23 protein-coding genes are annotated in these 24,369 nt (G+C 70.1%); 7 read left to right on the top strand and 16 right to left on the bottom strand.

The window, feature by feature from the left end:
* Positions 1-3 precede the first annotated feature (3 nt).
* From IE255_RS31455 to IE255_RS31430, 6 genes are all read right to left on the bottom strand, one after another.
* Positions 4-1,413 carry an ATP-binding protein gene (locus IE255_RS31455; RefSeq protein WP_190053776.1) on the bottom strand — a complete coding sequence of 470 codons (1,410 nt, stop codon included), beginning with the start codon at positions 1,411-1,413 and terminating at the stop codon, positions 4-6.
* 6 nt (positions 1,414-1,419) lie between these two features.
* Complete coding sequence (locus IE255_RS31450; RefSeq protein WP_190053775.1) at positions 1,420-2,976, bottom strand: SCO6880 family protein; 1,557 nt, start codon at positions 2,974-2,976, stop codon at positions 1,420-1,422.
* Positions 2,973-4,304, bottom strand: a complete 1,332-nt coding sequence (locus IE255_RS31445; RefSeq protein WP_190053774.1) for a hypothetical protein — start codon at positions 4,302-4,304, stop codon at positions 2,973-2,975. Before IE255_RS31445 ends, IE255_RS31450 begins: the two co-directional genes overlap by 4 nt.
* Complete coding sequence (locus IE255_RS31440) at positions 4,294-5,127, bottom strand: DUF8175 domain-containg protein (RefSeq protein WP_190053773.1); 834 nt, start codon at positions 5,125-5,127, stop codon at positions 4,294-4,296. The genes IE255_RS31445 and IE255_RS31440 overlap by 11 nt, the downstream gene beginning before the upstream one ends.
* 194 nt (positions 5,128-5,321) lie before the next feature.
* On the bottom strand, positions 5,322-5,630 hold the full coding sequence (locus IE255_RS31435) for a DUF8827 family protein (RefSeq protein WP_004000049.1): 309 nt from the start codon (positions 5,628-5,630) through the stop codon (positions 5,322-5,324).
* 500 nt (positions 5,631-6,130) lie between these two features.
* Positions 6,131-7,420 carry a S53 family peptidase gene (locus tag IE255_RS31430; RefSeq protein WP_190053772.1) on the bottom strand — a complete coding sequence of 430 codons (1,290 nt, stop codon included), beginning with the start codon at positions 7,418-7,420 and terminating at the stop codon, positions 6,131-6,133.
* 330 nt (positions 7,421-7,750) lie between these two features.
* Between IE255_RS31430 and IE255_RS31425 the strand changes: the two genes are divergently transcribed.
* The 3 genes from IE255_RS31425 to IE255_RS31415 all read left to right on the top strand — a co-directional run bounded on the left by IE255_RS31425 (position 7,751) and on the right by IE255_RS31415 (position 10,616).
* Positions 7,751-8,488: a trypsin-like serine peptidase gene (locus IE255_RS31425; RefSeq protein ID WP_190053771.1), complete on the top strand. Its 738-nt coding sequence runs from the start codon at positions 7,751-7,753 to the stop codon at positions 8,486-8,488.
* 168 nt (positions 8,489-8,656) lie between these two features.
* The gene (locus IE255_RS31420) at positions 8,657-9,664 is read left to right on the top strand and encodes an NlpC/P60 family protein (RefSeq protein ID WP_229906668.1); all 1,008 of its coding nucleotides are present in this window, start codon (positions 8,657-8,659) and stop codon (positions 9,662-9,664) included.
* 244 nt (positions 9,665-9,908) lie between these two features.
* Positions 9,909-10,616, top strand: a complete 708-nt coding sequence (locus tag IE255_RS31415; protein WP_190053769.1) for a phosphatase PAP2 family protein — start codon at positions 9,909-9,911, stop codon at positions 10,614-10,616.
* Positions 10,617-10,630: 14 nt separating this feature from the next.
* Here IE255_RS31415 and IE255_RS31410 read toward each other — a convergent pair whose 3' ends face one another.
* Both IE255_RS31410 and IE255_RS31405 read right to left on the bottom strand, forming a co-directional pair.
* The gene (locus IE255_RS31410; protein WP_190053768.1) at positions 10,631-12,172 is read right to left on the bottom strand and encodes an FAD-binding oxidoreductase; all 1,542 of its coding nucleotides are present in this window, start codon (positions 12,170-12,172) and stop codon (positions 10,631-10,633) included.
* 91 nt (positions 12,173-12,263) lie between these two features.
* On the bottom strand, positions 12,264-12,437 hold the full coding sequence (locus IE255_RS31405; protein WP_190053767.1) for a hypothetical protein: 174 nt from the start codon (positions 12,435-12,437) through the stop codon (positions 12,264-12,266).
* Positions 12,438-12,576: 139 nt separating this feature from the next.
* On the opposite strand from IE255_RS31405, the gene IE255_RS31400 reads away from it, so the two are divergent.
* Positions 12,577-13,425: an SCO4651 family lipoprotein gene (locus IE255_RS31400; protein ID WP_190053766.1), complete on the top strand. Its 849-nt coding sequence runs from the start codon at positions 12,577-12,579 to the stop codon at positions 13,423-13,425.
* 91 nt (positions 13,426-13,516) lie between these two features.
* Complete coding sequence (locus tag IE255_RS31395; RefSeq protein ID WP_167545762.1) at positions 13,517-13,684, top strand: hypothetical protein; 168 nt, start codon at positions 13,517-13,519, stop codon at positions 13,682-13,684.
* Positions 13,685-13,696: 12 nt separating this feature from the next.
* On the opposite strand, the gene IE255_RS31390 is transcribed toward IE255_RS31395, so the two are convergent.
* Positions 13,697-14,113, bottom strand: coding sequence for a metal-sensitive transcriptional regulator (locus tag IE255_RS31390; protein ID WP_190053765.1), 417 nt, complete (start codon positions 14,111-14,113; stop codon positions 13,697-13,699).
* A gap of 246 nt (positions 14,114-14,359) precedes the next feature.
* On the opposite strand from IE255_RS31390, the gene IE255_RS31385 reads away from it, so the two are divergent.
* The gene (locus IE255_RS31385) at positions 14,360-14,980 is read left to right on the top strand and encodes a DUF47 domain-containing protein (RefSeq protein ID WP_020269925.1); all 621 of its coding nucleotides are present in this window, start codon (positions 14,360-14,362) and stop codon (positions 14,978-14,980) included.
* A gap of 7 nt (positions 14,981-14,987) precedes the next feature.
* On the top strand, positions 14,988-15,986 hold the full coding sequence (locus IE255_RS31380; RefSeq protein ID WP_190053764.1) for an inorganic phosphate transporter: 999 nt from the start codon (positions 14,988-14,990) through the stop codon (positions 15,984-15,986).
* 109 nt (positions 15,987-16,095) lie between these two features.
* On the opposite strand, the gene pstB is transcribed toward IE255_RS31380, so the two are convergent.
* From pstB to IE255_RS31345, 7 genes are all read right to left on the bottom strand, one after another.
* A complete protein-coding gene (gene pstB, locus IE255_RS31375; protein WP_190053763.1) occupies positions 16,096-16,872 on the bottom strand; it encodes a phosphate ABC transporter ATP-binding protein PstB in 777 nt (258 codons plus the stop codon).
* A gap of 43 nt (positions 16,873-16,915) precedes the next feature.
* Positions 16,916-17,971 carry a phosphate ABC transporter permease PstA gene (gene pstA, locus IE255_RS31370; protein WP_190053762.1) on the bottom strand — a complete coding sequence of 352 codons (1,056 nt, stop codon included), beginning with the start codon at positions 17,969-17,971 and terminating at the stop codon, positions 16,916-16,918.
* On the bottom strand, positions 17,968-18,972 hold the full coding sequence (gene pstC / locus IE255_RS31365) for a phosphate ABC transporter permease subunit PstC (protein ID WP_190053761.1): 1,005 nt from the start codon (positions 18,970-18,972) through the stop codon (positions 17,968-17,970). Before pstC ends, pstA begins: the two co-directional genes overlap by 4 nt.
* A 105-nt stretch (positions 18,973-19,077) precedes the next feature.
* The gene (gene pstS, locus IE255_RS31360; protein WP_190053760.1) at positions 19,078-20,199 is read right to left on the bottom strand and encodes a phosphate ABC transporter substrate-binding protein PstS; all 1,122 of its coding nucleotides are present in this window, start codon (positions 20,197-20,199) and stop codon (positions 19,078-19,080) included.
* A 247-nt stretch (positions 20,200-20,446) separates the two neighbouring features.
* On the bottom strand, positions 20,447-20,887 hold the full coding sequence (locus IE255_RS31355; protein ID WP_190053759.1) for an NUDIX hydrolase: 441 nt from the start codon (positions 20,885-20,887) through the stop codon (positions 20,447-20,449).
* Positions 20,884-21,999: a CHAD domain-containing protein gene (locus tag IE255_RS31350; protein WP_190053758.1), complete on the bottom strand. Its 1,116-nt coding sequence runs from the start codon at positions 21,997-21,999 to the stop codon at positions 20,884-20,886. The genes IE255_RS31355 and IE255_RS31350 overlap by 4 nt, the downstream gene beginning before the upstream one ends.
* Entirely contained in the window at positions 21,980-24,346 is a 2,367-nt protein-coding gene (locus tag IE255_RS31345; RefSeq protein WP_190053757.1) for an RNA degradosome polyphosphate kinase, read from the bottom strand. Before IE255_RS31345 ends, IE255_RS31350 begins: the two co-directional genes overlap by 20 nt.
* Positions 24,347-24,369 lie beyond the last annotated feature (23 nt).

Here is a 24,369-nt window from a genome sequence, read left to right as displayed (position 1 = left end):
TCCCTACGCCACCGTCGATTCGGAGTCGCCCAGGTGGTGTTCCACGAAGGCCGCGGCCCGTTCCTCCGCCTCGCGTTCGGCGGCGCGCAGGGCGTCGTCCTCGAGCTCGGCGGAGGACTCGGTCATCGCGCGGTCGGTGAAGACCAGCGGGCGTTCGGTCTCCGTGACCAGGTGTTTGACGACCTGGACGTTGCCGTTGACGTCCCAGACGGCGATGCCGGGGGTGAGGGTCGGGATGATCTCGACCGCCCAGCGGGGCAGGCCCAGGACGCGGCCGGTGGCCCGGGCCTCGTCTGCTTTCTGGGCGTAGATCGTCCTCGTCGACGCCATCTTCAGGATCGCCGCGGCCTCCTTCGCTGCCGCGCCGTCCACCACGTCCGACAGGTGGTGGACCACCGCCACGAACGACAGGCCCAGGCGTCGGCCGAACTTCAGCAGGCGCTGGAACAGCTGTGCCACGAAGGGGCTGTTGATGATGTGCCAGGCCTCCTCGACGAGGAAGATGCGCTTCTTCCGGTCGGGGCGGATCCAGGTGTGTTCCAGCCACACGCCGACGATCGCCATGAGGATGGGCATGGCGATGGAGTTGCGGTCGATGTGGGACAGGTCGAAGACGATGAGCGGGGCGTCGAGGTCGATGCCGACCGTGGTGGGGCCGTCGAACATGCCGCGCAGGTCGCCGTCGACCAGGCGGTCCAGGACCAGGGCGACGTCGAGGCCCCAGGCACGGACGTCGTCTATGGCGACGTTCATCGCCTCGGCCGACTCGGGCTCGGGGTGGCGCAGCTGCTCGACGATGTCGGTGAGGACCGGCTGGCGGTCGACGATCGTCTCGTTGACGTAGGCGTGGGCGACCTTGAGGGCGAAGCCGGAGCGTTCGTCCAGGCCGTGGCCCATCGCGACCTCGATGATCGTGCGGAGCAGGGCCAGCTGGCCCGTCGTCGTGATCGCGGGGTCGAGCGGGTTGAGGCGGATCCCCATGTCCAGTGCGGCCATCGGGTCCAGGCGGATGGGAGTTATCCCCAGCTCCTGCGCGATGAGGTTCCACTCGCCGACGCCGTCCTCGCCCTGGGCGTCCAGGACGACGACCTGGCGGTCCTTGAAGCGGAGCTGGCGCAGGACGTACGTCTTCTCCAGCGCCGACTTGCCGTTGCCGGACTCGCCGAGGACCAGCCAGTGGGGGGCGGGAAGCTGCTGGCCGTAGAGCTGGAAGGGGTCGTAGATGTAGCCCTTTCCGGAGTACACCTCGCGGCCGATGATGACGCCGGAGTCGCCGAGGCCCGGGGCGGCGGTCGGCAGGTAGACCGCCTGGGCCTGGCCCGTGGACGTGCGCACCGGGAGCCGGGTCGTCTCGACCTTCCCGAAGAGGAAGGACGTGAAGGCGTCGGTGAGGACGGACAGCGGGTCCCGCATCTGGTCCTACCTCCGAATGCCGGTGGCGAAGGGAAGGGTGTTCACGAAGGCGCGGTGGTGCTCGCGGTCGCACCATTCCAGCTTCAGGTACGACTTTCCTGCCGAGGCCCTTATCGTCCGCTTGTCGCGGGCGAGGGCGTCGGGGGAGCGGGAGCTGACGGTGATGTAGCCGACGAGGTTGACGCCGGCGGCGCCGCTGGCGAGGTCCTCGCCGCGCTGGTCGAGCCGGGAGTTGGCGGCCACGTCGCGCGGGTCGACCGTGCGGTTCATCTTCGCGGCGCGGGACGCCTCGGCCTCGTCGTTGGTCTTCTCGGTGAGCATGCGCTCGATGGCGACCTCGGTGGGTTCGAGGTCCATCGTGACGGCGACGGTGCGGATGACGTCCGGGGTGTGGACGAGGAGCGGGGCGAGGAAGTTGACGCCGACGGGGGTCATCGGCCACTCCTTCACCCAGGCGGTGGCGTGGCACCAGGGGGCGCGGGTGGAGGACTCGCGGGTCTTGGCCTGGAGGTAGGTGGGCTCCATGGCGTCCAGCTCGGCCGGCCAGGCATTACGTTTCGTCATCGCCTGGATGTGGTCGATCGGGTGGTCCGGGTCGTACATGGAGTGGATCAGCGAGGACAGCCTGCTCTGGCCGAGCGGCTGCCGGACGCGGATGTCGGCCTCCTGGAGGCGGGAGCAGATGTCGGTGAGCTCGCGGGCCATGACGACGGCGAGTCCGGCGTCGCGGTCGACCTTGCCGCCGTGGGCGCGGGCGGCGCGGGCCATGGCGTTGGCCTCGGCGGCGAGGTCGCGGGTGTAGTGCATGCAGGCGACGAGGTAGGCGCGGTGCTGTTCGCTGCTGGTGGACACCATCGACTGGAGCTGGTCGTAGGACTCCTGCAGCCAGGGCAGGGCCTTGTCGTCGCCGCGGACGGCGACGTCCTTGGCGTGGGCGTCCGGGTCGGCGGGGAGGGTGCGGGCGAGCATCTGGAGGCGGGTGACGAAGCCGTCGCCGTTGGCCACGTGCTTGAGGAGCGTGCCGAAGCGGTCGACGAGGGCCTCCTGGTCCTCGCTGTCGCGCAGGCCGACGCCGGGGCCCTCGATCTCGATGGCGGCGGTGACGGTCTTGCGGTCGGCGTGCAGCAGGACGGCGATCTCGTCGGGGCCGAAGGGGGCGGAGAGCCAGGTGATGCCGCCGATGCCGGGGGGCGGGCCGATCTCGACCTCGCGGCCGTCGAGCCGGGTGCCGGCCTCGACGGCGGCGGAGCGGTAGGTGGCGCCCTGCTTGAGGGTGCGCTTGTAGCTGCGGTTGATCTCGAACCACTTGTAGAACGTGCGGTGCTTGTACGGCACGTACACGGCGGCCAGCGCCAGCATCGGGAACCCGGCGAGCAGCACGATGCGCAGGGACAGGACCGGGACGAGGAGCCCGCACATCATGCCGAGGAACGCGCCCACGACGATCAGGGCGATCTCGCCGGTCTCGCGGTTGCGGCCGATGATCGCGTTCGGCCGGGCGCGGCCGATCAGATATGTCCGGCGGGGCGTGACCGGATGGGACACGTGGGACTCGGTCGTCAACGCCCTTCACCTCCCGTGCGGTTGGTACTGCTGTTGCGGGTGTTGCTGGCGTGGGGAGTGTTGACGGGGCTGCTCGAACGGGGTGCGGGTGCGGCGGAGGGGACAGATCCGCCGCCGCCGTTCGAGGTGCGCGTGCTGTGCGCGGCGACTCCGCCGGAGGCCGGGTTGCTGGGGCGGGGGGCGGAGGACTGGCTGCCTCCGCCGTTGTTGTCGGCGCGGGTGCTGTGGGTCTTGATGCCCTGCGCGACCAGGGACGCCGGGGAGCTGATGACGGCCGCGGCCTTGCCTTCGGCGCCCCGCATGATGCGGTTGTTGCGGGAGCCGGCGATCTCGTCGCCGAAGCCGGGGACGAAGCGGTAGATCATCGCGGACGCGAAGATGGCGAGCAGGATGATGGCGAGGCCGGAGACGACGGCGGAGAAGGCGTCCGGGCCGTCGTCGGCGGAGAGCGCGCCCGCGAGGCCGAGGACGATCACGATCACCGGCTTCACGAGGATGACGGCGATCATGATGCCGGCCCAGCGGCGGACGTGGCCCCAGAGGTTCTTGTCGACGAGGCCGGCGTAGACGACGGTGCCGAGGAGGGCGCCGACGTAGAGCAGGGCCGCGCGGATGACGAGTTCCAGCCACAGCACTCCGGCGGCGAGGATGCTGACCAGGGAGACGACGATCAGCATGATCGGGCCGCCGCCGATGTCCTCGCCCTTCTTGAGGGCCTCGGAGAACGTGCCGAAGAAGGCGTCGGTCTGGTCGCCGGTGGCTTTGGCGAGGACCTCGGTGATGCCGTCGGTGGCCGATACGACCGTGTAGAGGATCAGCGGGGTGAAGGCGGAGGCCAGGACGGTCAGCCAGAGGAAGCCGATGGCTTCGGAGAGGGCGGTGGTGAGAGGCACGCCGCGGACGGCTCGCTTGGCGACGGCCAGGAGCCAGAGCAGCAGCGTGAGGATCGTCGAGGCGGCGAAGACGACCGCGTACTGCTGGAGGAACTTGGGGTTGGTGAAGTCGACGTTGGCGGTCTCCTTCACGGCGTCGCTGAGCTTGTCGACGGTCCAGGAGGCGGCGTCGGCACAGCCCTTCGCGAGGGAGGAGAGGGGGTCGAGGGTGGAGGTGGGGTCGAGGGAGGGGTTGCCTCCGCCGGTACCGCTTCGGCTGCCGGTATCGCCTTCGCAGATGTCCCTGGCCTCGCCCCTGAGCAGGTCGCACGCGTTGTTGCTGGGTGACGGGGAGGGTGTGGGTGCGGCGAAGGCGCGGCTGGCCAGCAGGACCGTGGCAGTCTGCACCGCCGCGACCGCGGCGCCGAGCTTGAGTACGTGATGCCTACCGGGCATAGGTGAACCCTCCGTACTCCTCGACAGCCTTGGTCATGTCCTCTGCGGTGGATGCCCTTTGGTCGCGTCCGACCGGAACCGGGCCGTCCTCCTGGGTGAAGTCGGTGACCTTCCAGTCACCGTCGACCCACTTCAACTGGTAGGTCGTGGTGTACCAACTCTCGGTGACGGGGTTCGTGGAGCCCTCACCCGACAGACCGAAGAGGGAGGTGTACCAGAGCGCGACCGTGGCGGTGCTGTCGCTGAACGACGTGACCTTGGTGCCGACCGGGATCACGCGCGAGACGAAGGTCTGACCGCTGGGCGCGGAGCCGTCCTTGTTCAGGCCGATCTTCTCGAGGAAGCTCGCCCGGGAGTAGACCTGGTCGAACGCCGGCAGCTGGGCGGCAGCGACGTCGGGGGCGTACACGGTGTTGACGATCGCGTGCCGCTTCTCCGTGTTGTACATGTCAGCCGAGCCGAGGGCGATGCCGTAATTGGTGGCTGCGGACTGCGCACCCTGCTCGTCCTTGGCGTAGCCCGTGGGAATTCCGGCCGTTTTCGCCCCCACGGGTCGCTTCCCGGAGGGCGCCGTCGCCGCTGTCTCAGGCTTGTCCGTGCTGCCCCCCGCCGACGGCGAGTCGCCACCCCCCCGGTTCGCGAAGGCGATCGCTGCGATCAGGAGGACGACCACGCCGACCACCGTGACCAGGCTGCGGGACGAGGAGCGCGGGCCGCGGCGTGGGGTGCCGTAGGGGTCGGAGCCCGTGTCGGGCAGGCGGGTGCGGGTCTGGCCCGTGCCGCCGTAGCCGCCGGAGGCCTCGTGCTCGTCACCGGGACTCATGCCGCGTACGCCCCCTCGACGTCGTACGGATACGCGTACTCCTCGTACGACGGTAGCCGTGCTGGTTCCCGCGCGGGCGCGGTGTGGTGACTCGACATCAGGGAAACGCAACCTCAGCCGGTGGGCACGACGGGCGGGTGGGATGGAGAGGGGGGAAGGAGCCGGGCGTGCCCGGCCGGGCGGCGGTGCCCGGCTTACACGGCCATGCCGTACACGATGGTGAAGAGCGTGCCGAGGGAGCCGATGATGAAGACTCCTGTGAGGCCGGCGATGATGAGGCCTTTGCCCTGTTCCGCGCTGAAGGTGTCGCGGAGGGCCGTGGCACCGATGCGCTGCTTGGCGGCGCCCCAGATGGCGATGCCGAGGCAGATCAGGATGGCCACCGCCATCACCACCTCGATCATCACCTTGGCCTCGTTGCCCAGGCTGCCGAAGGGGCCCCAGTCCGGAGCGATCCCGCCGATGATGGTGTTGATGTCTCCCTTATCGGCCGCAAAGAGCATGTAAGTCACCGCCCCTGTTGGGTAGTTCCGCATCCTCTGCGGTCGTGCAGAGGTCAGGCCTCATTCTCGCCGACAATGATGCTGTCGTATGTCGACTTGGCGTCATTGATTGGCGGGTTTCGTACGAATACCTTGCCACCGTTCCGCGCCGGCCCCTAAGGGAGGCGACGGGCGGTGTACGAAGGATCGTATGGTCACTCTGTGTATCACGGCAGGTCACGCCGGGCAATGAGGCCTGAGCGAAACCTGGTGTGCGGTTCCGTCGTTGTGCCCTCTTGCGACCTTTCTCACCTTTCCGTGCGGTTTCTGACGGCTGGTCGGGTGAGCGGTCGCGCCGGTGTTCCCCGGGTGAAGGCTACCCGGCACGGCGAACGGGCCGCGGCTGGGTTGCCGCGGCCCGTTCCTCCCGTGCCCGCTTCGGGCCCCCACGGCCCTCGGCGGTGTTCCTCGGTGACGGTCCGTCACGAGGTGGTGGGTGTCAGCCGGTGAAAGCGCCGATGTCAGCCGGTGAAGGCGCCGAGTCCCTGGGGGGTGCCCCAGCCGGTCGGGCCGTCGTAGCCCGTCCGGGCGGTGCAGAGGTAGCCGGTGGTGCAGGTTCCGTTGCTGCCGCTGGTGACGTCGTTCAGGGCGGAGGTGTTCGCGTAGGGGAACCTCGCCGGGTAGGAGCCGCTGGAGGGGGTGCCCGCCAGGGCGTAGACGCTCGCGATGATCGGGGCGGAGGCGCTGGTGCCGCCGTAGGTGGCCCAGCCCTGGCCGTCGGCGCCGTAGGTGTCGTAGACGGAGACGCCGGTCGCCGGGTCGGCGACGGCCGAGACGTCGGCGATCGTGCGCCTGGCGCAGCCGGTGTCGGTCTGCCAGGCGGGCTTGGCGTCGTAGGCGGAGCAGCCGGATCCGGTGCCCTCGGTGCTGCTGGTCGACCAGACGCTCTCGGTCCAGCCGCGGGTGGTGGAGGAGGCGGTGAGCCTGGTGCCGCCCACGGAGGTCACGTACCGGGAGGCCGCCGGGTACTCGGCGCCGTAGCCGCCGTCGCCCGCGCTGACGGTGATGGCGACGCCCGGGTGGTTGAAGTACGCGGAGTCGTACGCCGTGTCGGAGGAGGACTCGGCGCCGCCGTAGCTGTTGGAGACGTACCTGGCGCCCAGGCTGACGGCCTCGTTGACGGCCGTGCCCAGGTTGGTCATGGTGGCGGACTTGGCCTCGACGAGGAGGATGTGGCAGTTCGGGCAGACGGCGCTCGCCATGTCGAGGTCGAGGGAGATCTCGGCGGCCCAGCCGCTGTTGGGGGCGGGCAGGGAGGTCGTGGAGCCGGTCTGGCCGACCTTCTTGAAGCAGCCGTTCGCGGTGGTGCAGGCGGGCAGGCCGTAGTGCGAGCGGTAGGCGGCGAGGTCGGACTCGGCGTTCGGGTCGTCGTAGGCGTCGACGATGGCGATGGTCCGGCCGGCGCCGTTGCTCGCGGAGGCGGAGGTCAGGCCGTAGGCGGCCCGGAGGTCGGCGGGGCCGTAGCCGGAGGGGCTGGTGGCGTCGGCGGCCTGGGCCGAGATGCCGTGCTGCTGCTGGAAGGCGGTGCGGCCGCCCGTGACGCGCAGGGCGTCGCATGCCATCTCGTCCTGGTGGCGGGGGAGGGCGCAGGAGCGGGTCCAGGTCACCTTGGGGGTGCTGGCCCGGGCGGTGTCCGCGTGGGCGGCGGTGGTGAGGCCGGTGAGGAGGAGGGCGGCGGTGGCGGTGACGGCGGAGCCGATCCGGCGCCATCTGCGGCGGCCGGCGGGGGAGTTGCTGGGTGTCGTGCGCAAGGTACAGCCTCCTGGCAGTGGTGGACAGAGGCCTGCGGGTGGGGGATCCGCCGGTGTGGTTCCCGGCGGGGGCGGCGACCCGCGACGACGATCGCTTGTTGGGTACGTGACAACAAGACAGTGTTCGGAATCCTGACTTCCGCATTGCTGAAAGGGGTGCGGGGCTTACCGGTCGGTGACGGGCCGATGGGAGAGGGATGGGCGGGGCTTGACGCGGCGACAGCATGGGGCCGGCGGGGCGAGTCGCGTGGGCGGTCTCCGCGGAGGCGCTGACGCGCGTCTGAAACGGGTCTGACGTTTCTCTCACCTTCGTCGGCCACAGTGGCCCCGGTGAAGCGTCTGCTCTGCGTCGTCGTGGTTCTCGTCGCTCTGGTTTCCGCGTCCACCGCGGTGGCCGACGACGGGGCCGGGCCCCTCGGGGTGACCGTGACCGCGGGGGCGGGTCCGGGGAGTGCCCGGGTCGGTGTGCTGGTGCCCGCCGATCGGGCGTCGCGGTTGGCCGACGGGCACTTCTGCACCGCGTCCGTGGTGCGGGCTCCGTACCGGAACCTCGTCGTCACCGCGGCGCACTGCCTGGGCGGGGACGGGCGGCTGGTGTTCGTGCCCGGGTACCGCAACGGCCGTGCGCCCTACGGGGTGTGGGCGGTGAAGCGGTGGTTCCTGCCCGCCGGGTGGGTGCACGGGCGGCGCGAGGACAGCGACGTGGCGTTCGCCGTGGTCGCCTCGCGGGGCGGCAGAGGGGTCGAGGACGCCGTCGGCGGGAACCGTTTCGCCACCGGTACGGCGACGGGGGCGACCGCCGTGACCGTCACCGGCTATCCCGACTCCCGTGAGACGCCCGTCAGCTGCACCAACAGGCCGATCGCGCACAGCGCCACCCAGCAGCGCATCGCGTGCCCCGGTTTCAGCGGGGGCACCAGCGGCAGCCCCTGGGTGAACGGGGACGGGCAGGTCGTCGGGGTCCTCGGCGGGCATGACGAGGGCGGGGCGAGCCCCGGCGTCTCCTACAGCGTGGTCCTCGGCGCGGAGGCGGAGCGGCTGTACCGGGACGCGGCGCGTGATCCGTGATGCCCCACGACCCCGTGCGCCGGCCGGGCCCGCCGTGCCCCCGGCCGTGCCGCCCGTGCCGTCGGGCGTTCCCCCGTCCGCCCCGACTCTTCCCCGCGTGATCATTCCTGAGCGCGGCGGGCGCCTCTACACTGACCAGGCGACGGACTCCCGGTCGGTGAGGGGCGGTTGACGGTGCGTAAGGCGTGGATCGTGGCGAGTGTTGCGATCAGCTCCGCCCTGGCCTTCGTGATGCTGCTCGTGGTCGGGGTCTACATCGTCGCCGGGAACCTGGTCAACGGCGTGGGCGGCGGGGCGAAAGCGCTGGCCAAGGGGTCGGTGCCCGCCGCGTACGCGGCCCTCGTGCAGAAGTGGGGCAACCTCTGCCCCGCCATCAGCCCGGCCCTGCTCGCCGCCCAGCTCTACCAGGAGAGCGGCTTCAACCCGAGGGCCCAGAGCCACGCCGCCGCGCAGGGCATAGCGCAGTTCATCCCCGGCACCTGGGCCTCGCACGGCATCGACGGCGACGGCGACGGCGACCGCGATGTGTGGGACCCCAAGGACGCGATCCCCTCGGCCGCCTCCTACGACTGCGAACTCGCGTCGTACGTGAAGAAGGTCGGCGGGAACCTGACCGAAAACATGCTGGCCGCGTACAACGCGGGGGCGTACGCGGTGATCAAGTACGGGGGTGTGCCGCCGTACAGCGAGACCCAGAACTACGTGAAGAGGATCACGACCCTCTCGGAGAGCTTCGCGGCGCCCGTCGGGCGGGTCGACCCCTCCGAGCAGGCCGCCGGCGCGATCGAGTACGCCCAGCAGAAGCTCGGCACGCTCTACCTCTGGGGCGGCACCGGCACCGCTGAGCAGGGCGGACGCTTCGACTGCTCCGGTCTGACCCAGGCCGCCTACGCCAGCGTGGGCATCAAGCTCCCGCGCGTCGCCAACGACCAGTACAACGCGGGGCCGCACCCCAGCCGGGACGAACTGCTCCCGGGCGACCTCGTCTTCTTCTCGGACGACCTCACCAATTCGCGTGCCATCCGGCATGTCGGTATTTATGTCGGAGGTGGGTACATGATCGACGCGCCGCGGACGGGTGCTGTCATCCGGTTCGACCCGATCGACACCCCCGACTACTTCGGGGCCACCCGGGTCACCGAAGATGGCGCGAAAGCACTGCCCACGACGGTGTGAACCGAGTGTGAACCCACCCCCTGAGCTGCGAAGACGTGTCTCTCTTCGATAACGTCTGCGTGATCATTCGGTGGAGTGTGGAACGTATCAACGGGGACCATGCGTTCCTGGTGACGTAGCCGAGCAGACGTCATGGGCACGTGTCACGCACGCGTGCAGCGGAAGCGGATCTACAACCACGGGGGTGGCAGGAGCGGCGCACGCACAGGTGCGCCGGGAGAGACGACGAAGGGGCCGCAGCACCATGGCTGGACTCGCCGAATCCGGGTCGAACCCCGACGTCGACCTGCTCTACGACATCAATGGCCTGGCCAAGGACGCGCCGGCGTGGCTCGACCGCGTCATGGAGTACGTCGGCGAGTACGGGCTGCTGCTCGCCATCGTGCTGCTCGTGGTGTGGTGCTGGTGGTCCGTGCGCCGGCGCGGGGACGAGGACGCCGCGTCCACGGTCGCGGCGCTGATCTGGGCCCCGCTGGCGGCGGGCATCGCCGTGCTGGTGAACGTGCCGATACGGGGATTCGTGGAGCGGCCCCGGCCGTTCCTCGACCACCAGGGCCTCGACGTGCTCGTCAAGGGCAAGACCGACTACTCCTTCGTCAGCGACCACGCGACGATCGTCATGGCCCTGGCGGTCGGCCTGTTCGTCGCCAACCGGAAGTTCGGGCTGGCCGGGCTCGTGCTGGCGCTGTTCGGGGGCTTCATCCGCGTCTACATGGGCGTGCACTACCCGACCGATGTCGTGGGCGGTTTCGCGCTCGGCACGGCCGTGGCGCTGCTGCTCTCGCCGCCGGCCATGGCCCTGTTGACGCCGGTGACGACGGCGATCGAGCGCTCGCCGCGGGTGGGGTGGCTGATCCGGGCCCGGGGAAGAGGGCCCGTGGACCAGGACTCGGTGATTCCCGGGGCGCGCAGTGAGCGGACCGAGGCGTCCGAGCGGGACCTCGCCGCGTAGCGACCCGGCTCACGTCACAGGGCTTGCGGGTAGGTGAAGAAGCGGGTCGGGTCGTACTGGTTCTTCAGTTTCGCCAGGCGGGTCGCCGCGTCGCCGTAGTACGCCTTGCGCCAGTCGGTCAGGGTCGGGTCCGTGTAGTTCTGGTACGCCGCGCCCGAGGCGTGCGGCCGCATCGACTTGTGGGCGGCGGCCAGCCAGTCGCGGGCCGTGGCGCCGCTCGTGCCCGGCCGCCAGGCGGCGATGTACTGGGCCAGCATGCGGGAGCGGCGGTGCACGAACGCCGTCGACGTCGGCGAGACGCGGTTGACCGCTCCGCCCAGGGCGGTGAGCGCGATGCTGCCCGTGCCGCCGCGCACCGCACCGATCTGGCCCAGCAGGGCGCGGATTCCGGCCGTGGACAGGGAGTGGTCGAAGAAGTCCGACGCCGCGGCGTACGTCTCGCGGCCCAGCGCGCCCTTCGGGGAACGGCCCGGGGTCGAGCCGGGCAGATGGCACTGGGCGTCCGTCGGGAACGACGAGCAGCCGGCGTACACCTCCATCGACTCCTCGTACGAGCGGCGCCGCAGGGAGACGCCGCGCGCCGGGCCGCCGACGCGGTCGGCCAGGCGGTCGACGGCGTTCTGGAGTTCGCCGTAGGTGCCGAGGGAGAAGGCCGAGACCGAGACGGTCGGGGTGCTGCCGGCGGCGCTCGCCAGGTGCAGGGACGACCAGATCTCGTCGGGCTGTGACGGGCCCCACTCCTGCCAGGCCTTCACCACCGCGGCCGCCTTCGACCAGGGCCAGGACATGTAGGCCGAGACGCCCTGCGGGGCCGGGTGGGTCTTGAAGTGCAGCTCCGTCACGACGCCGAAGTTGCCGTTGCCGGCGCCGCGCAGGGCCCAGAAGAGGTCCTGGTGCTCGCGGGCGTTCGCGGTGAGCTGCTTGCCGTCGGCGGTGATCAGGGTGGCCTGGGTGAGGCTGTCGCAGGTCAGGCCGTACGCGCGGGAGACCACGCCGTGTCCGCCGCCGAGGGTGAGGCCGGAGACGCCGACGGTGGGGCAGGAGCCGGCGGGGATCGTGACGCCCTTCGCGGTGAGGGCGCGGTAGACGTCGATGAGTTTGGCGCCGGCGCCGATGACCGCGGTGCTGCCGGAGGCCCGGACGCGGTTGAGTTTCGAGACGTCGATGATCAGGCGGCCGTTGCCCGAGGACCAGCCGGCGTACGAGTGGCCGCCGTTGCGGATCGCCACGCGCAGGGCGTGGGCGCGGGCGTAGGACAGGGCCGTGCGGATGTCGTCCGGGTGGGCCACGTACGCGACGGCGGCGGGCTTCAGGTCGTCGAACCGGGTGTTGTACAGCTGCCGGGCCGCCGTCCAGCTGGTGTCGCCCGGGCGGATGAGGGGGCCGTCCAGGTCGCGGGCGAGGGCGGACCAGTTGGCGGTGGCGGCGACTGTTCTCGTGGTCGTGGTGGCCGTGGCCCTGGAGCCGGTGTCCGATGTCGTGCAGGCGGTGATGAGCGGGCTTGCGGCTGCGGCGATGCCCGCCGTGCCGGTTGCGAGGAATGTACGCCGTTCCATGGGGCCTCCCGGTGGTTCCGTCGTGGGAGACGGGATGGCGGGGTACGGGGTTCCACGCAACCGGGTGCCGCGGAGATCCATCAGAAGGGCCCTAGGCCGGACCCGCGTGCTTCTCCGCGTCCGAGCGGGCCAGGCTTCGGGCCCGTCTCGCCGGGCCGCGCCAGCCGCAGGTGCAGTGGGCCATGCAGAAGTGGCCCTTCTCCTTTGTCGTCGTGCGGTGTTCCGTGAGGTTGGGGGGAGGTGCCGGCCCGTCCTGCTGCGTCACGGCGACAACGGTACCCACTCCAGGTAAAGGGTTCGTATGGGCGGGCGCGGCGCGCTCGCGTGACGGGGGCACATACCCGTCGTTAACCGGAACAACAAGGGGGCCCGTGACGGACGTACCGGCTGGGGGTAGGCAGGCGATGACTGGGCAGCGGGAACGGCGGCACAGGCGGACGGGTGCGGCGGTCGTCGCGGCCGGGGTCGCGGCCGGTGCGGCACTGGGCGCCGGAGGGTGCTCCGGAGGAGACGCGGTCGCCGGGGACTCCCGCGGCGGGGACCCGGTCGTCGTGCTGCGCGGAGCCGCCGAACGGCTGGTGGACGCGGGGAGTTCGAAGGCCCGTACGTCGATGGAGATGGCCGCCGGCGGAACCCGGGTGACGATCCGGGGCGCGGGGGTCTACGACTACCGGAAGCGGCTCGGGCAGCTGAAGGTGCTGCTGCCGCAGGACCCCGCGGGGGCCGCCGAGCGCCGGCCCATCACGGAACTGCTCGCGCCGGGTGCCCTGTTCATGAAGAACCGGGGCGCCGGTGTGCCCCCGGACAAGTGGGTGCGGGTGGACACGCGGACCCTGTCCGACGGGAACCTCGTCACCGGCGGGGCCACCGATCCGTTCGCGGCGGCCGAGGTGCTGCGCGGGACGCGGTCGGCGACGTACGTGGGCAGGACCGAGGTCGCGGGCACCGGAGTGCGGCACTACCGGGGCACGGCGGACCTCGGCGACGCCGCCCGGCGCGCCTCCGACGGCAACGCGCAGTCCCTGAGCGCGGCGGCGAAAGGGTTCGCCACGGCGAAAGTGCCGTTCGACGCCTACCTCGACGACGAGGGCCGCATCCGCAAGGTCCGCCACCGGTTCAGCTTCCTCAACGGGCAGCAGAAGAGCCCCGTCGCCGTAGCCTCGACCACCCTGCTCTACGATTTCGGGGCCTCGGTGCGCGTACGGCTGCCGGACGACGGCGACATCTACGCGGGCCGGATCGCCGAGGAGTGACCGGCGCGAACTAGCCCGTCCGTGCCATGCGCGGTGTGTAGGCCGCTCCCTACTCTAGGAAGTCGGTAACGGCAGAGACGAGGTGATGCACGTGGCTCCGGTCGGCGGTACGGCAGTTCAGGACCACGTGGCCCTCGCCGAGATCGAGCTGTGCGGAGAGCTCATCATCGCGGCCTCGGCCGCCCAGGAGCGGCTCAGCCTGGAGAGCATCGACGAGGTGCTGAAGGTGGCCGAGGAGCGGGACGCCTCCGGAGGCTGAGCCGGGCCCCGCTCACGTCCGCAGCATGCGGGCGATCGCCTGCGTCGCCTCCTTGACCTTCGCGTCGATCTCGTCACCGCCCTTGAGGGCGCCCTGAGCGGAGCTCTCAATGGCTGCTGTGGCGACGCAGTGGCGCAGGTGCTCCTCCAGCAACTGGAGCGCGAAGGACTGCAGGGCCTTGGTGGAGGCGGAGACCTGCGTGAGTATGTCGATGCAGTAGACGTCCTCGTCGACCATGCGCTGGAGGCCGCGGATCTGGCCCTCGATGCGGCGCAGGCGTTTGAGGTGTTCGTCCTTCTGCTTGTGGTACCCGTGCACGCCGTGGTCGTGATCGGTCACGACGTCCGCGGTGGCGGTGGTGACCTCCGTGACATTCGCGACATCCGTGCCGTCGGAGGGCGCTCCCGCGCCGGCCTTGGTGGTCGTCATCGCGTCCTCCTGGGCGGTTAGCCGACATATACCCCTAGTGGGTATATGGTACCGAACTTTACTGGGTATACGCCTGTTGGCCGATGCCGTACACAGGCGTACGCGACGGCTGGATCCCGCCCCTGGAACGCCCCCGTGCTCATCACGGTGCCTGATGGGCGACACTGGTGGGCGGCCCGATAGCCGTGGCCGGATGATGCGCCTAGCATCAGCCTGACCGAAACCGAAGCACCCCGAGGACCCCACGTGCGCTTTCGTCTGACCCCCAGGGAGACGAGCTTCTACGACATGTTCGCCGCCTCCGCGGACAACATCGTCACGGGCTCGAAGCTCCTGATGGAACTGCTCGGGGCGGACGCATCCGCCCGGGCCGAGATCGCAGAGCGTATGCGGGCAGCGGAACACGCAGGTGACGACGCCACGCACGCGATCTTCCACCAGTTGAACTCCTCGTTCATCACGCCGTTCGACCGCGAGGACATCTACTCCCTCGCCTCGTCCCTCGACGACATCATGGACTTCATGGAGGAGGCCGTCGACCTGGTCGTCCTCTACAACGTCGAGGAACTGCCCAAGGGCGTCGAACAGCAGATCGAGGTACTGGCGCGCGCTGCCGAACTGACGGCCGAAGCAATGCCGCATCTGCGGACCATGGAGAACCTCACCGAGTACTGGATCGAGGTCAACCGGCTGGAGAACCAGGCCGACCAGATCCACCGCAAGCTGCTGGCGCACCTCTTCAACGGCAAGTACGACGCCATCGAGGTGCTCAAGCTCAAGCAGATCGTGGATGTGCTGGAGGAAGCGGCGGACGCGTTCGAGCACGTGGCGAACACGGTGGAGACCATCGCCGTCAAGGAGTCCTGAGCCCTTCATGGACACCTTTGCTCTGGTCGTGACCATCGCGGTCGCGCTGTTCTTCACGTACACCAACGGCTTCCACGATTCGGCGAACGCGATCGCCACGTCCGTCTCGACGCGGGCCCTGACGCCGAAGGCCGCGCTGGCGATGGCGGCGGTGATGAACCTCGCCGGTGCGTTCATGGGCTCCGGGGTCGCCAAGACCGTCAGTGAGGGGCTGATCCAGACGCCCGTCGGGTCGAAGGGGATGGGGATCCTCTTCGCCGCGCTCGTGGGCGCGATCGTCTGGAACCTGATCACCTGGTACTTCGGGCTGCCCTCGTCCTCCTCGCACGCGCTGTTCGGCGGCATGGTGGGGGCGGCGCTGGCCGGCGGGACGACGGTCTACTGGCACGGGGTGCTGGAGAAGGTCGTCATCCCCATGTTCATCTCCCCGGTGGTCGGTCTGCTGGCCGGTTACCTGGTGATGACCGCGATCATGTGGATCTTCCGGAAGGCCAACCCGCACAAGGCCAAGCGGGGGTTCCGGATAGCGCAGACCGTGTCGGCGGCCGGTATGGCGCTGGGTCACGGTCTTCAGGACGCGCAGAAGACGATGGGCATCGTCGTGATGGCGCTCGTCATCGCGGATGTCGAGGAGTACGGCGATCCGATCCCGGTCTGGGTGAAGGTCGCCTGTGCGGTGATGCTGTCGCTCGGGACGTACGCCGGTGGATGGCGGATCATGCGGACGCTGGGGCGGAAGATCATCGAGCTGGACCCGCCGCAGGGGTTCGCGGCGGAGACGACGGGGGCGTCGATCATGTTCGCCACGGCGTTCCTGTTCAAGGCGCCGATCTCCACGACGCACGTCATCACGTCGGCGATCATGGGTGTCGGGGCGACGAAGCGGGTGAACGCCGTGCGGTGGGGTGTCGCCAAGAACATCATCCTGGGGTGGTTCATCACGATGCCGGCGGCCGCGCTGGTGGCAGCGGCGTCGTACGGGCTCGTGAACCTGGCGTTCCTGTAACCCGGTCCGGACGCGAACGGGCCCGCCCCCGGGAGCCGGGGGCGGGCCCTTTTCGGCCTCGCGGTGGCACCGCCATGCAGCACCGCGAGGGGTCTCGGCAGGGGGAGGCTCAGCCGAAGCGGCCGGAGATGTAGTCCTCCGTGGCCTGGACCGACGGGTTGGAGAAGATGCGCTCCGTGTCGTCGATCTCGACGAGCTTGCCGGGCTGGCCCACCGCCGACAGGTTGAAGAACGCCGTGCGGTCGGAGACCCGCGCCGCCTGCTGCATGTTGTGCGTCACGATGACGATCGTGAAGCGTTCCTTCAGCTCGCCGATCAGGTCCTCGATCGCCAGGGTGGAGATCGGGTCCAGGGCCGAGCAGGGCTCGTCCATGAGCAGGACGTTCGGCTCGACCGCGATCGCTCGCGCGATGCACAGACGCTGCTGCTGACCACCCGACAGACCCGAGCCGGGCTTGTTCAGGCGGTCCTTGACCTCGTTCCAGAGGTTCGCGCCCTTGAGCGACCGCTCGACGACGTCCGCCAGCTCGCTCTTCTTGTAGTTGCCGTTCAGCCGCAGGCCCGCCGCCACGTTGTCGAAGATCGACATCGTGGGGAAGGGGTTCGGCCGCTGGAACACCATGCCGACCTCACGGCGGACCGACACCGGGTCGATGCCCGTGCCGTAGAGGTCCTCGTCGTCCAGCAGCACCTTGCCCTCGACCCGGCCGCCCGCCGTGACCTCGTGCATACGGTTCAGGGTGCGCAGGAACGTCGACTTGCCGCAGCCGGACGGGCCGATGAACGCCGTCACCGAGCGCGGCTCGACGGTCATCGAGATGTCCTCGATCGCCTTGTGGGAGCCGTAGTAGGCGGTCAGTCCGCTTACGTCGATTCGCTTGGCCATTACTACTTCACTTCCAGACTCAGTCAGTCGCTGTATGGCCGCGTCAGCGACCGGTCTTGGGGGCCTTCCAGCGGGCGATGCCGCGGGCCACCAGGTTGAGGATCATCACGAAGGCGATCAGGGTGAGCGATGCCGCCCAGGCGCGGTCGTACGCCGTGACCTCGCCCGATCCGTACTGCTGGTAGATGTACAGCGGGAGCGATGCCTGAGCACCCTCGAAGGGGTTGGCGTTGATGAACTTGCTGCCGAACACCAGCAGCAGCACGGGCGCGGTCTCACCGGCGATGCGGGCGATGGACAGCATGATGCCGGTGGTGATGCCGCCGAGCGAGGTCGGCAGGACCACCTTCAGGATGGTGCGCCACTTGGGCACGCCGAGCGCCAGCGAGGCCTCGCGCAGCTCGTTCGGGACGAGCTTGAGCATCTCCTCCGTGGAGCGGACGACGACCGGCATCATCAGGATCGCCAGGGCGAGCGAGCCGGCGAAGCCGAAGGGCTCCATGTCGAACATCAGCATGAGGCTGAGGATGAACAGGCCGGCGACGATCGACGGGATGCCGGTCATGACGTCGACGAAGAAGGTGACGGCCCGGGCGAGGTTGCCGCGGCCGTACTCCACCAGGTAGATCGCGGTGAGCACGCCGACCGGCGCGGCGATCAGTGTGGCGAGGCCGACCTGCTGCAGCGTGCCGAGGATGGCGTGGTAGATGCCGCCGCCCGTCTCCGAGTCGGCGACCACGCCCATCGAGTGGGTCAGGAAGTAGACGTCGAGGACCTTCGTGCCGCGCTGCACGGTCGACCACACCAGGGAGGCCAGCGGCACCACGGCGAGCAGGAACGCGACCCACACCAGCGAGGTGACCACGCGGTCCGTGGCCTGGCGGCGGTTCTCGACCCGGGCCGCGATGACGTACGTCCCCAGGATGTAGAGGATCGCGGCGATCAGCGCCCACTGGATGTTGCTGTGCAGGCCGGCGGCGACGCTGATGCCGATGCCGGCGGCGACGGAGCCGGCGGCGATGGCCCACGGGGCCCACTTGGGCAGCCGGGCGCCGCGCAGGGTGCTGGCGGCCTTCGGGGCGGTGGTTGCGGTGCTCATGCGTTGGCCCCCGAGTACTCCTTGCGGCGGGCGATGATCGCGCGGGCCGCGCCGTTGACCAGCAGGGTGATGACGAACAGGACCAGGCCCGAGGCGATCAGCGCGTCCCGGCCGAACTCGGTGGCCTCGCTGAACTTGCTGGCGATGTTCTGGGCGAAGGTGCCGCCGCCCGGGTCGAGCAGGCTGGTGTGGATCAGGAAGTCCGGGGAGAGCACGGTGGCGACGGCCATCGTCTCGCCGAGGGCGCGGCCGAGGCCGAGCATCGAGGCGGAGATCACGCCGGAGCGGCCGAAGGGGAGGACCGCCATGCGGATCACTTCCCAGCGGGTGGCGCCGAGCGCCAGGGCCGCCTCCTCGTGCATCTGCGGGACCTGGCGGAAGACCTCGCGGCTCACGTTGGTGATGATCGGCAGGATCATGATCGCGAGCAGGATGCCCACGGTGAGCATGGAGCGCGGGGCGCCGTTCTGCCAGGAGAAGATGCCGGTCCAGCCGAGGTAGTCGTTCAGCCAGCCGAAGAGGCCGTTCATGTACGGCACGAGCACGAGGGCGCCCCAGAGGCCGTACACGATGGACGGCACGGCGGCGAGCAGGTCGATCACGTAGGCGATGGGACCGCTCAGCCTGCGCGGGGCGTAGTGCGTGAGGAACAGCGCGATGGCGACGGCGATCGGGACCGCGATGATCATCGCGATGATCGAGGAGATGATCGTGCCGTAGGCCAGGACCGCGATACCGAAGACCGGCGGGTTGACGCCGGTGTTCCACTCGAAGGTGGTCAGGAAGTTGCCCTCGTCCTTGCTGATGGCGAGGGAGGCACGGTAGGTGAGGAAGCCCGCGATCGCGGCCATGATCACCAGCAGCAGGATGCCCGAGCCGCGCGAGAGACCGAGGAAGATCCGGTCCCCGGGGCGGGTGGCTCCACGGGCGGCGCGCTTCTGCTCGGCCGTGGGCGTCGGGGGGGTGGGGGGAGGTGCGTCAGCTATCTGTGTGGTGTCCATCGGGTTCTCCGGTCTGCGGAACCGCACGTGCTGTGCGGCTCTTGGCGGCGGTGCACCGGACGGTGCGGCCCGGTCCCGCCGGGGAGACCGGGCCGCACGCTCAGGTCAGCTCAGGCTCTCGACGGTGGTCCGAACCTTGGCGATGATGTCGTCGGGCATGGGCGCGTAGTCGTTCTCGGCGAGGATCTTCTGACCGTCCTCCGAGGCCGCGTAGCGCAGGAACGCCTTGACGGCGGGCAGGGTGTCGGCCTTGTTGCCCTTGTCGCAGACGATCTCGTACGTCACCAGGACCATCGGGTAGGCACCGTCGGCCTTGGTGGCGTAGTTCAGCTTCAGGGCGAGGTCCTTGCCGGTGCCGACGATCTTGGCGTCGGCGATGGCCTTGGTGGCGTTGGCGACGGTCGCCTCGACGGGCTCGGCGGCGCCGGTGTCGATGGCGACGGTCTTGATGCCGTCCTTGGCGTACGACAGCTCGAAGTAGCCGATCGCGCCGGCGGTCTGCTTGACCTGCGCGGCGACGCCGGAGGACTGCGGAGCGGACTGGCCGCCCTTGGCCTGCCAGGCCTTGCCGCCCTCGTAGGGGAAGTCCTTCTTGGCGGTGGCGATCAGGTACTTGGTGAAGTTGTCCGTGGTGCCGGACTCGTCCGAGCGGTGGAACGCCTGGATCTTGAGGTTCGGCAGCTTCGCGTCGGGGTTCAGCTTCGCGATGGCCGGGTCGTTCCAGTTGGTGATCTTGCTGTCGAAGATCTTGGCGATCGTCGAGGCGTCCAGGACGAGCTTGTCGACACCCGGGACGTTGTAACCGACGGCGATCGGGCCGCCGACCATCGGCAGGTCGATGCCCTGGCCGCCGGAGCAGACCTTCTTGGAGGCCTCGACCTCTTCGGGCTTCAGAGCCGAGTCCGAACCGGCCCACGGGACCTGGCCCTGGGTGAACGCGGTGACACCGGCGCCGGAACCGCCGGCCTTGTAGTTGATCTCCACCTTGCAGGCCGCCGAGAACTGCTTGACCCACGCGTCGACGGCGTTCTTCTGCGCGGAGGAACCGTCGGCGAGCACCTGGCCCGAGGCGTCGTCGCACTTGATGTTGCTCGGCGCGGCGGCGTTGGAGGAGCCTCCGTCCGGGTTGCCGGTCTCGTCGGAGCCGCACGCCGTGAGGGCCAGGGCGCCGGAGACGGCGAGAGCACCGAGAGCGAGGGCCCGCCGGTTCATGCGCTGAAGCTTCACTTGAGTTCCTTCCAGGAGCCGCCGTCCTGATCGGCGGCGTGCGAAGTCTGGGTGACGCAGGACACGGCCGCACCCGGCCGGGAGCGGCTCACGTCGTTAAGGCTGAAATTAGGCAGATCAGGTGAAGGCGCCGATGGCCGCAAATGAACGAGGGGTGAACCCCTGCCTAAGGCCTGGTTAGGTCACGGAATGCTTACGGGGAGAGCACGTCGGCATTCCGCTTGGCGGACGAACCGGTGCCGTCCGGTCAGCCGGCCGTGCGTGGCAGGCCCAGTACGGCGATCAGCGCGTCGACCAGGGGGCGGTCGTGGGGTTGGGTGAGGCGGGCGCGGGCGGCGGCCGGCGCCAGCCACAGGACCCGGTCCACCTCGTCGGTAGGGGCAAAAGCGCAGGATATGGCCTCGGCCGCCCAGTAGCGCACCTGCTTGGGGCGGCCGTTCGCCAGGTAACGCTGGGTCGGCAGCTCGGCGCCCGGCACGGCCCGGCAGCCCGTCTCCTCCGCCACCTCACGCAGCGCACCGGCGAGTGCCTCCTCGCCGCGCTTCAGTTTGCCCTTGGGCAAGGACCAGTCGTCGTATTTCGGCCGGTGGACGAGGCAGAGTTCCGGCTCGCCGGTGGCCGGGGAGTGACGCCACAGGACGCAGCCGGCCGCCTGAACGGTGGTGTCCTCGGGGGAGCCGGCGCTCACTGGGTCCTCACCACCTCCTTCTGCCAGCACTGCTGGAACGCGAAGCGCGCCGCCTCCACCTCGTGCCGCTGGTCGGCGTGGAGCACGCCGAGGGCGTACGCCGTGGCCGGGGCGATGCGCGGGGTGCGGGCCGCCTGGGCCGCTGCCGCCGCCGCCTCCGAGGCGTCGCGGTGGCGGTTCAGGGCCTGGCCGGCGGAGAGCAGGCGCAGGTCGACAACGGCGTCGCCGTTCGGCTCGCCCCGGACCGCCTCGCGGGCGTAGCGGTGCAGGCGCAGCAGCAGGCGGACCTGGTGCCACGGGGCGTCCTGCGGATGCGGGACCGTGTCCGGGGACAGGCCGTGGACGAGCGCCGCGGCGTTGTACGGGCTGCCGGCGGTGACGAGGGGCAGGGCGGACACGGCGTCCCTGAGGCGTTCTTCGGCTGCCGTGGCGAGGGGGCGGAGGTCGGTGCCGGCGGCCGTTGTGGTGAGGGGGACCTCGCTGGCCAGGACCGCGACCTTGTCGGCGACGGCGTGGAAGCGGCTGCTGCCCAGGGCCTGTAGGGCTGTGGAGTGGGCTCGGGTGCGGGCCAGGGTCAGTTGGCGGTCCAAGAGTGCGCCTGCTTTGGCTGCTCCTACTGTGAGGTTGCCGCGTTCCTGTGTGGCCGACGGGTTGGGCTGGGCACCGGCCTTGGGTGCCGCCGTCTTCGGGACGGGCGCCGCCCCAGCGGCACGACTGCCCGCAGCCGGGCCTGACTGTGCCGGGAACGCCGTAGAACCCGACAAGCGGTGCAACGCCGACAGCAGGCGTTCCAGGCGGGCCGTGTACGCGTGCTCCATCGCCAGGGTTCCGGAGACCCAGGCCAGTTCCGGGCGCATGGCCTCGCACCAGTCCGGGTCGAGCAGGGACTGGAACGTGTGCAGGCTGGCGCTGATGCGGCGGGCGGAGCGGCGCAGGGCGCGGGCCGCGTCGACGGACCCCTCCGAGCCGTTCGCCCCCGACCCCGTCTCGCGGTGCAGGCGCAGCGCTCGGAGGAACTCCGTGGCCTGGGCCCGCAGGTAGCCCGCGAGGGCGTCACCGGTGGGGGCAGGTCCGGCCATGGGGTTCGTCGGGTCAAGGTGTCGCTGTGCCACGCCGGCGCCTCCGGGCGTCTATGAGCATCTCCTGGACGTTGCGCAGGGGCTGGCCGTCCGCATCGGTCGCATGCCGGGTCCAGTCGCCGTCCGGGCCGAGGTGCCAGGAGGCGGTGGAGCCGGACATGCCGGTCTCCAGCAGCCGGTTCAGGGCCGCCCGGTGGGCCGGGTCGGTGACCCGGACCAGGGCTTCTATCCGGCGGTCGAGGTTGCGGTGCATCATGTCGGCGCTGCCGATCCACACCTCGGGCTCGCCGCCGTTGCCGAAGGCGAACACCCGGGAGTGCTCCAGGAAGCGGCCGAGGATCGAGCGGACCCGGATGTTCTCCGACAGGCCGGCCACGCCCGGGCGCAGCGCGCAGATCCCGCGCACCCACACGTCGACCGGCACGCCCGCCTGGGCCGCGCGGTAGCAGGCGTCGATGACGGCCTCGTCGACCATCGAGTTGACCTTGATACGGACGTACGCGGGCCGCCCGGCACGGTGGTGCTGAACCTCCTTGGCGATCCGCGCGACCAGGCCGTCGCGCAGCGACTTGGGGGCGACGAGCAGGCGGCGGTAGGTCTCCCGGCGGGAGTAGCCGGAGAGGCGGTTGAAGAGGTCCGAGAGGTCGGCGCCGACCTGCGGGTCGGCCGTGAGCAGGCCGAGGTCCTCGTAGAGGCGGGCCGTCTTCGGGTGGTAGTTGCCGGTGCCGACGTGGCTGTAGCGGCGGAGCGTCTCGCCCTCCTGGCGGACCACCAGCGACAGCTTGCAGTGGGTCTTCAGGCCGACCAGGCCGTAGACCACGTGGCAGCCGGCCTCCTCCAGCTTGCGGGCCCACTTGATGTTGGCGTGCTCGTCGAAGCGGGCCTTGATCTCGACCAGGACCAGGACCTGCTTGCCGGACTCGGCCGCCTCGATGAGCGCGTCGACTATCGGGGAGTCGCCGGAGGTGCGGTACAGGGTCTGCTTGATCGCGAGGACGTCCGGGTCGCCGGCCGCCTGCTCCAGGAAGGCCTGGACGGAGGTGGAGAACGAGTCGTAGGGGTGGTGCAGCAGGACGTCCCGCTCGCGCAGGGCGGCGAAGATGTCCGGCGCGGACGCCGACTCGACCTCGGCGAGGTCCCGGTGGGTGCCGGCGACGAACTTGCGGTACTTCAGCTCCGGCCGGTCCAGGGAGGCGATCCGGAACAGGCCCGTGAGGTCCAGCGGGCCCGGCAGCGGATAGACCTCGGCCTCGCTGATCTTCAGCTCGCGCACGAGGAGGTCCAGGACCTCGCGGTCGATGGACTCCTCGACCTCCAGGCGCACCGGCGGGCCGAAGCGGCGCCGCATGAGCTCCTTCTCCAGGGCCTGGAGCAGGTTCTCGGCGTCGTCCTCCTCGACCTCCAGGTCCTCGTTCCGGGTGAGGCGGAAGGCGTGGTGCTCCAGCACCTCCATGCCCGGGAAGAGCTCTTCCAGGTGGGCGGCGATGATGTCCTCGATGGGGACGTAGCGGCCCGGGGAGCTCTCCAGGAAGCGGGACAGCAGCGGTGGGACCTTGACGCGGGCGAAGTGCTTGTGGCCCGTCACCGGGTTCCGTACGACGACGGCCAGGTTCAGGGACAGGCCGGAGATGTACGGGAAGGGATGCGCCGGGTCGACCGCCAGCGGGGTCAGCACGGGGAAGATCTGGTGCCGGAACAGGGTGAACAGGCGGGCCTGCTCCTTCTCCTGGAGCTCGTTCCAGCGGACCAGGTGGATGCCCTCCTCCGCGAGTGCGGGGGCGACGTCCTCGTGGTAGCAGGCGGCGTGCCGGGCCATGAGCTCGCGGGAGCGGGCCCAGATCATCTCCAGCACCTCGCGCGGCTGGAGGCCGGAGGCGGAGCGGGTGGCCACGCCGGTGGCGATACGGCGCTTCAGGCCGGCGACCCGGACCATGAAGAACTCGTCCAGGTTGCTGGCGAAGATCGCGAGGAAGTTGGCCCGCTCCAGCAGGGGCGTGTTCGGGTCCTCGGCGAGTTCGAGGACACGCTCGTTGAACGCGAGCCAGCTGCGCTCCCGGTCGAGGAAGCGGCCCTGCGGCAGCTGGGGCCCGTCGTACGGCGACTCCTCGTACGCGTCGAGGTCGGCGTCGATGTCGGGTTCCAGGTCGGAGACGGCTGCCGCGACCGTGTGCGGGCGGTGGGCCGCGATGGAGCCCACGGAGGGCTGCGCGTGCTGGACCTGTGCCTGGGTGTTCGGCTGGCTCATGGACCCATTCTTCCGCGCCGCGAGCATCACGGGCGCGTCGGAGAGCGCGGGCGGGAGCGGGGGTGTCACATGAGTGTTCCCGTTTCCCTCAGGCCCCTGCTGGGGCGGCGAAGGCTCTGGCACGGCGGGATTCATTGGCCGAGCGTCGCAAGCTCGTC

Source organism: Streptomyces lomondensis (assembly GCF_014651035.1).
GTDB lineage: Bacteria > Actinomycetota > Actinomycetes > Streptomycetales > Streptomycetaceae > Streptomyces > Streptomyces lomondensis.
The sequence above is the reverse complement of the archived record's forward strand: the minus strand, read 5'-3'. Positions and strand labels throughout refer to the sequence as shown.

Coding starts and splice junctions, on each gene's coding strand:
- IE255_RS31455 (WP_190053776.1), bottom strand. CDS start 1,413: ATGCGGGACCCGCTGTCCGTCCTCACCGACGCCTTCACGTCCTTCCTC.
- IE255_RS31445 (WP_190053774.1), bottom strand. CDS start 4,304: ATGCCCGGTAGGCATCACGTACTCAAGCTCGGCGCCGCGGTCGCGGCG.
- IE255_RS31440 (WP_190053773.1), bottom strand. CDS start 5,127: ATGAGTCCCGGTGACGAGCACGAGGCCTCCGGCGGCTACGGCGGCACG.
- IE255_RS31435 (WP_004000049.1), bottom strand. CDS start 5,630: ATGCTCTTTGCGGCCGATAAGGGAGACATCAACACCATCATCGGCGGG.
- IE255_RS31415 (WP_190053769.1), top strand. CDS start 9,909: ATGGCTGGACTCGCCGAATCCGGGTCGAACCCCGACGTCGACCTGCTC.
- IE255_RS31410 (WP_190053768.1), bottom strand. CDS start 12,172: ATGGAACGGCGTACATTCCTCGCAACCGGCACGGCGGGCATCGCCGCA.
- IE255_RS31400 (WP_190053766.1), top strand. CDS start 12,577: ATGACTGGGCAGCGGGAACGGCGGCACAGGCGGACGGGTGCGGCGGTC.
- IE255_RS31390 (WP_190053765.1), bottom strand. CDS start 14,113: ATGACGACCACCAAGGCCGGCGCGGGAGCGCCCTCCGACGGCACGGAT.
- IE255_RS31380 (WP_190053764.1), top strand. CDS start 14,988: ATGGACACCTTTGCTCTGGTCGTGACCATCGCGGTCGCGCTGTTCTTC.
- pstB (WP_190053763.1), bottom strand. CDS start 16,872: ATGGCCAAGCGAATCGACGTAAGCGGACTGACCGCCTACTACGGCTCC.
- pstA (WP_190053762.1), bottom strand. CDS start 17,971: ATGAGCACCGCAACCACCGCCCCGAAGGCCGCCAGCACCCTGCGCGGC.
- pstC (WP_190053761.1), bottom strand. CDS start 18,972: ATGGACACCACACAGATAGCTGACGCACCTCCCCCCACCCCCCCGACG.
- IE255_RS31345 (WP_190053757.1), bottom strand. CDS start 24,346: ATGAATCCCGCCGTGCCAGAGCCTTCGCCGCCCCAGCAGGGGCCTGAG.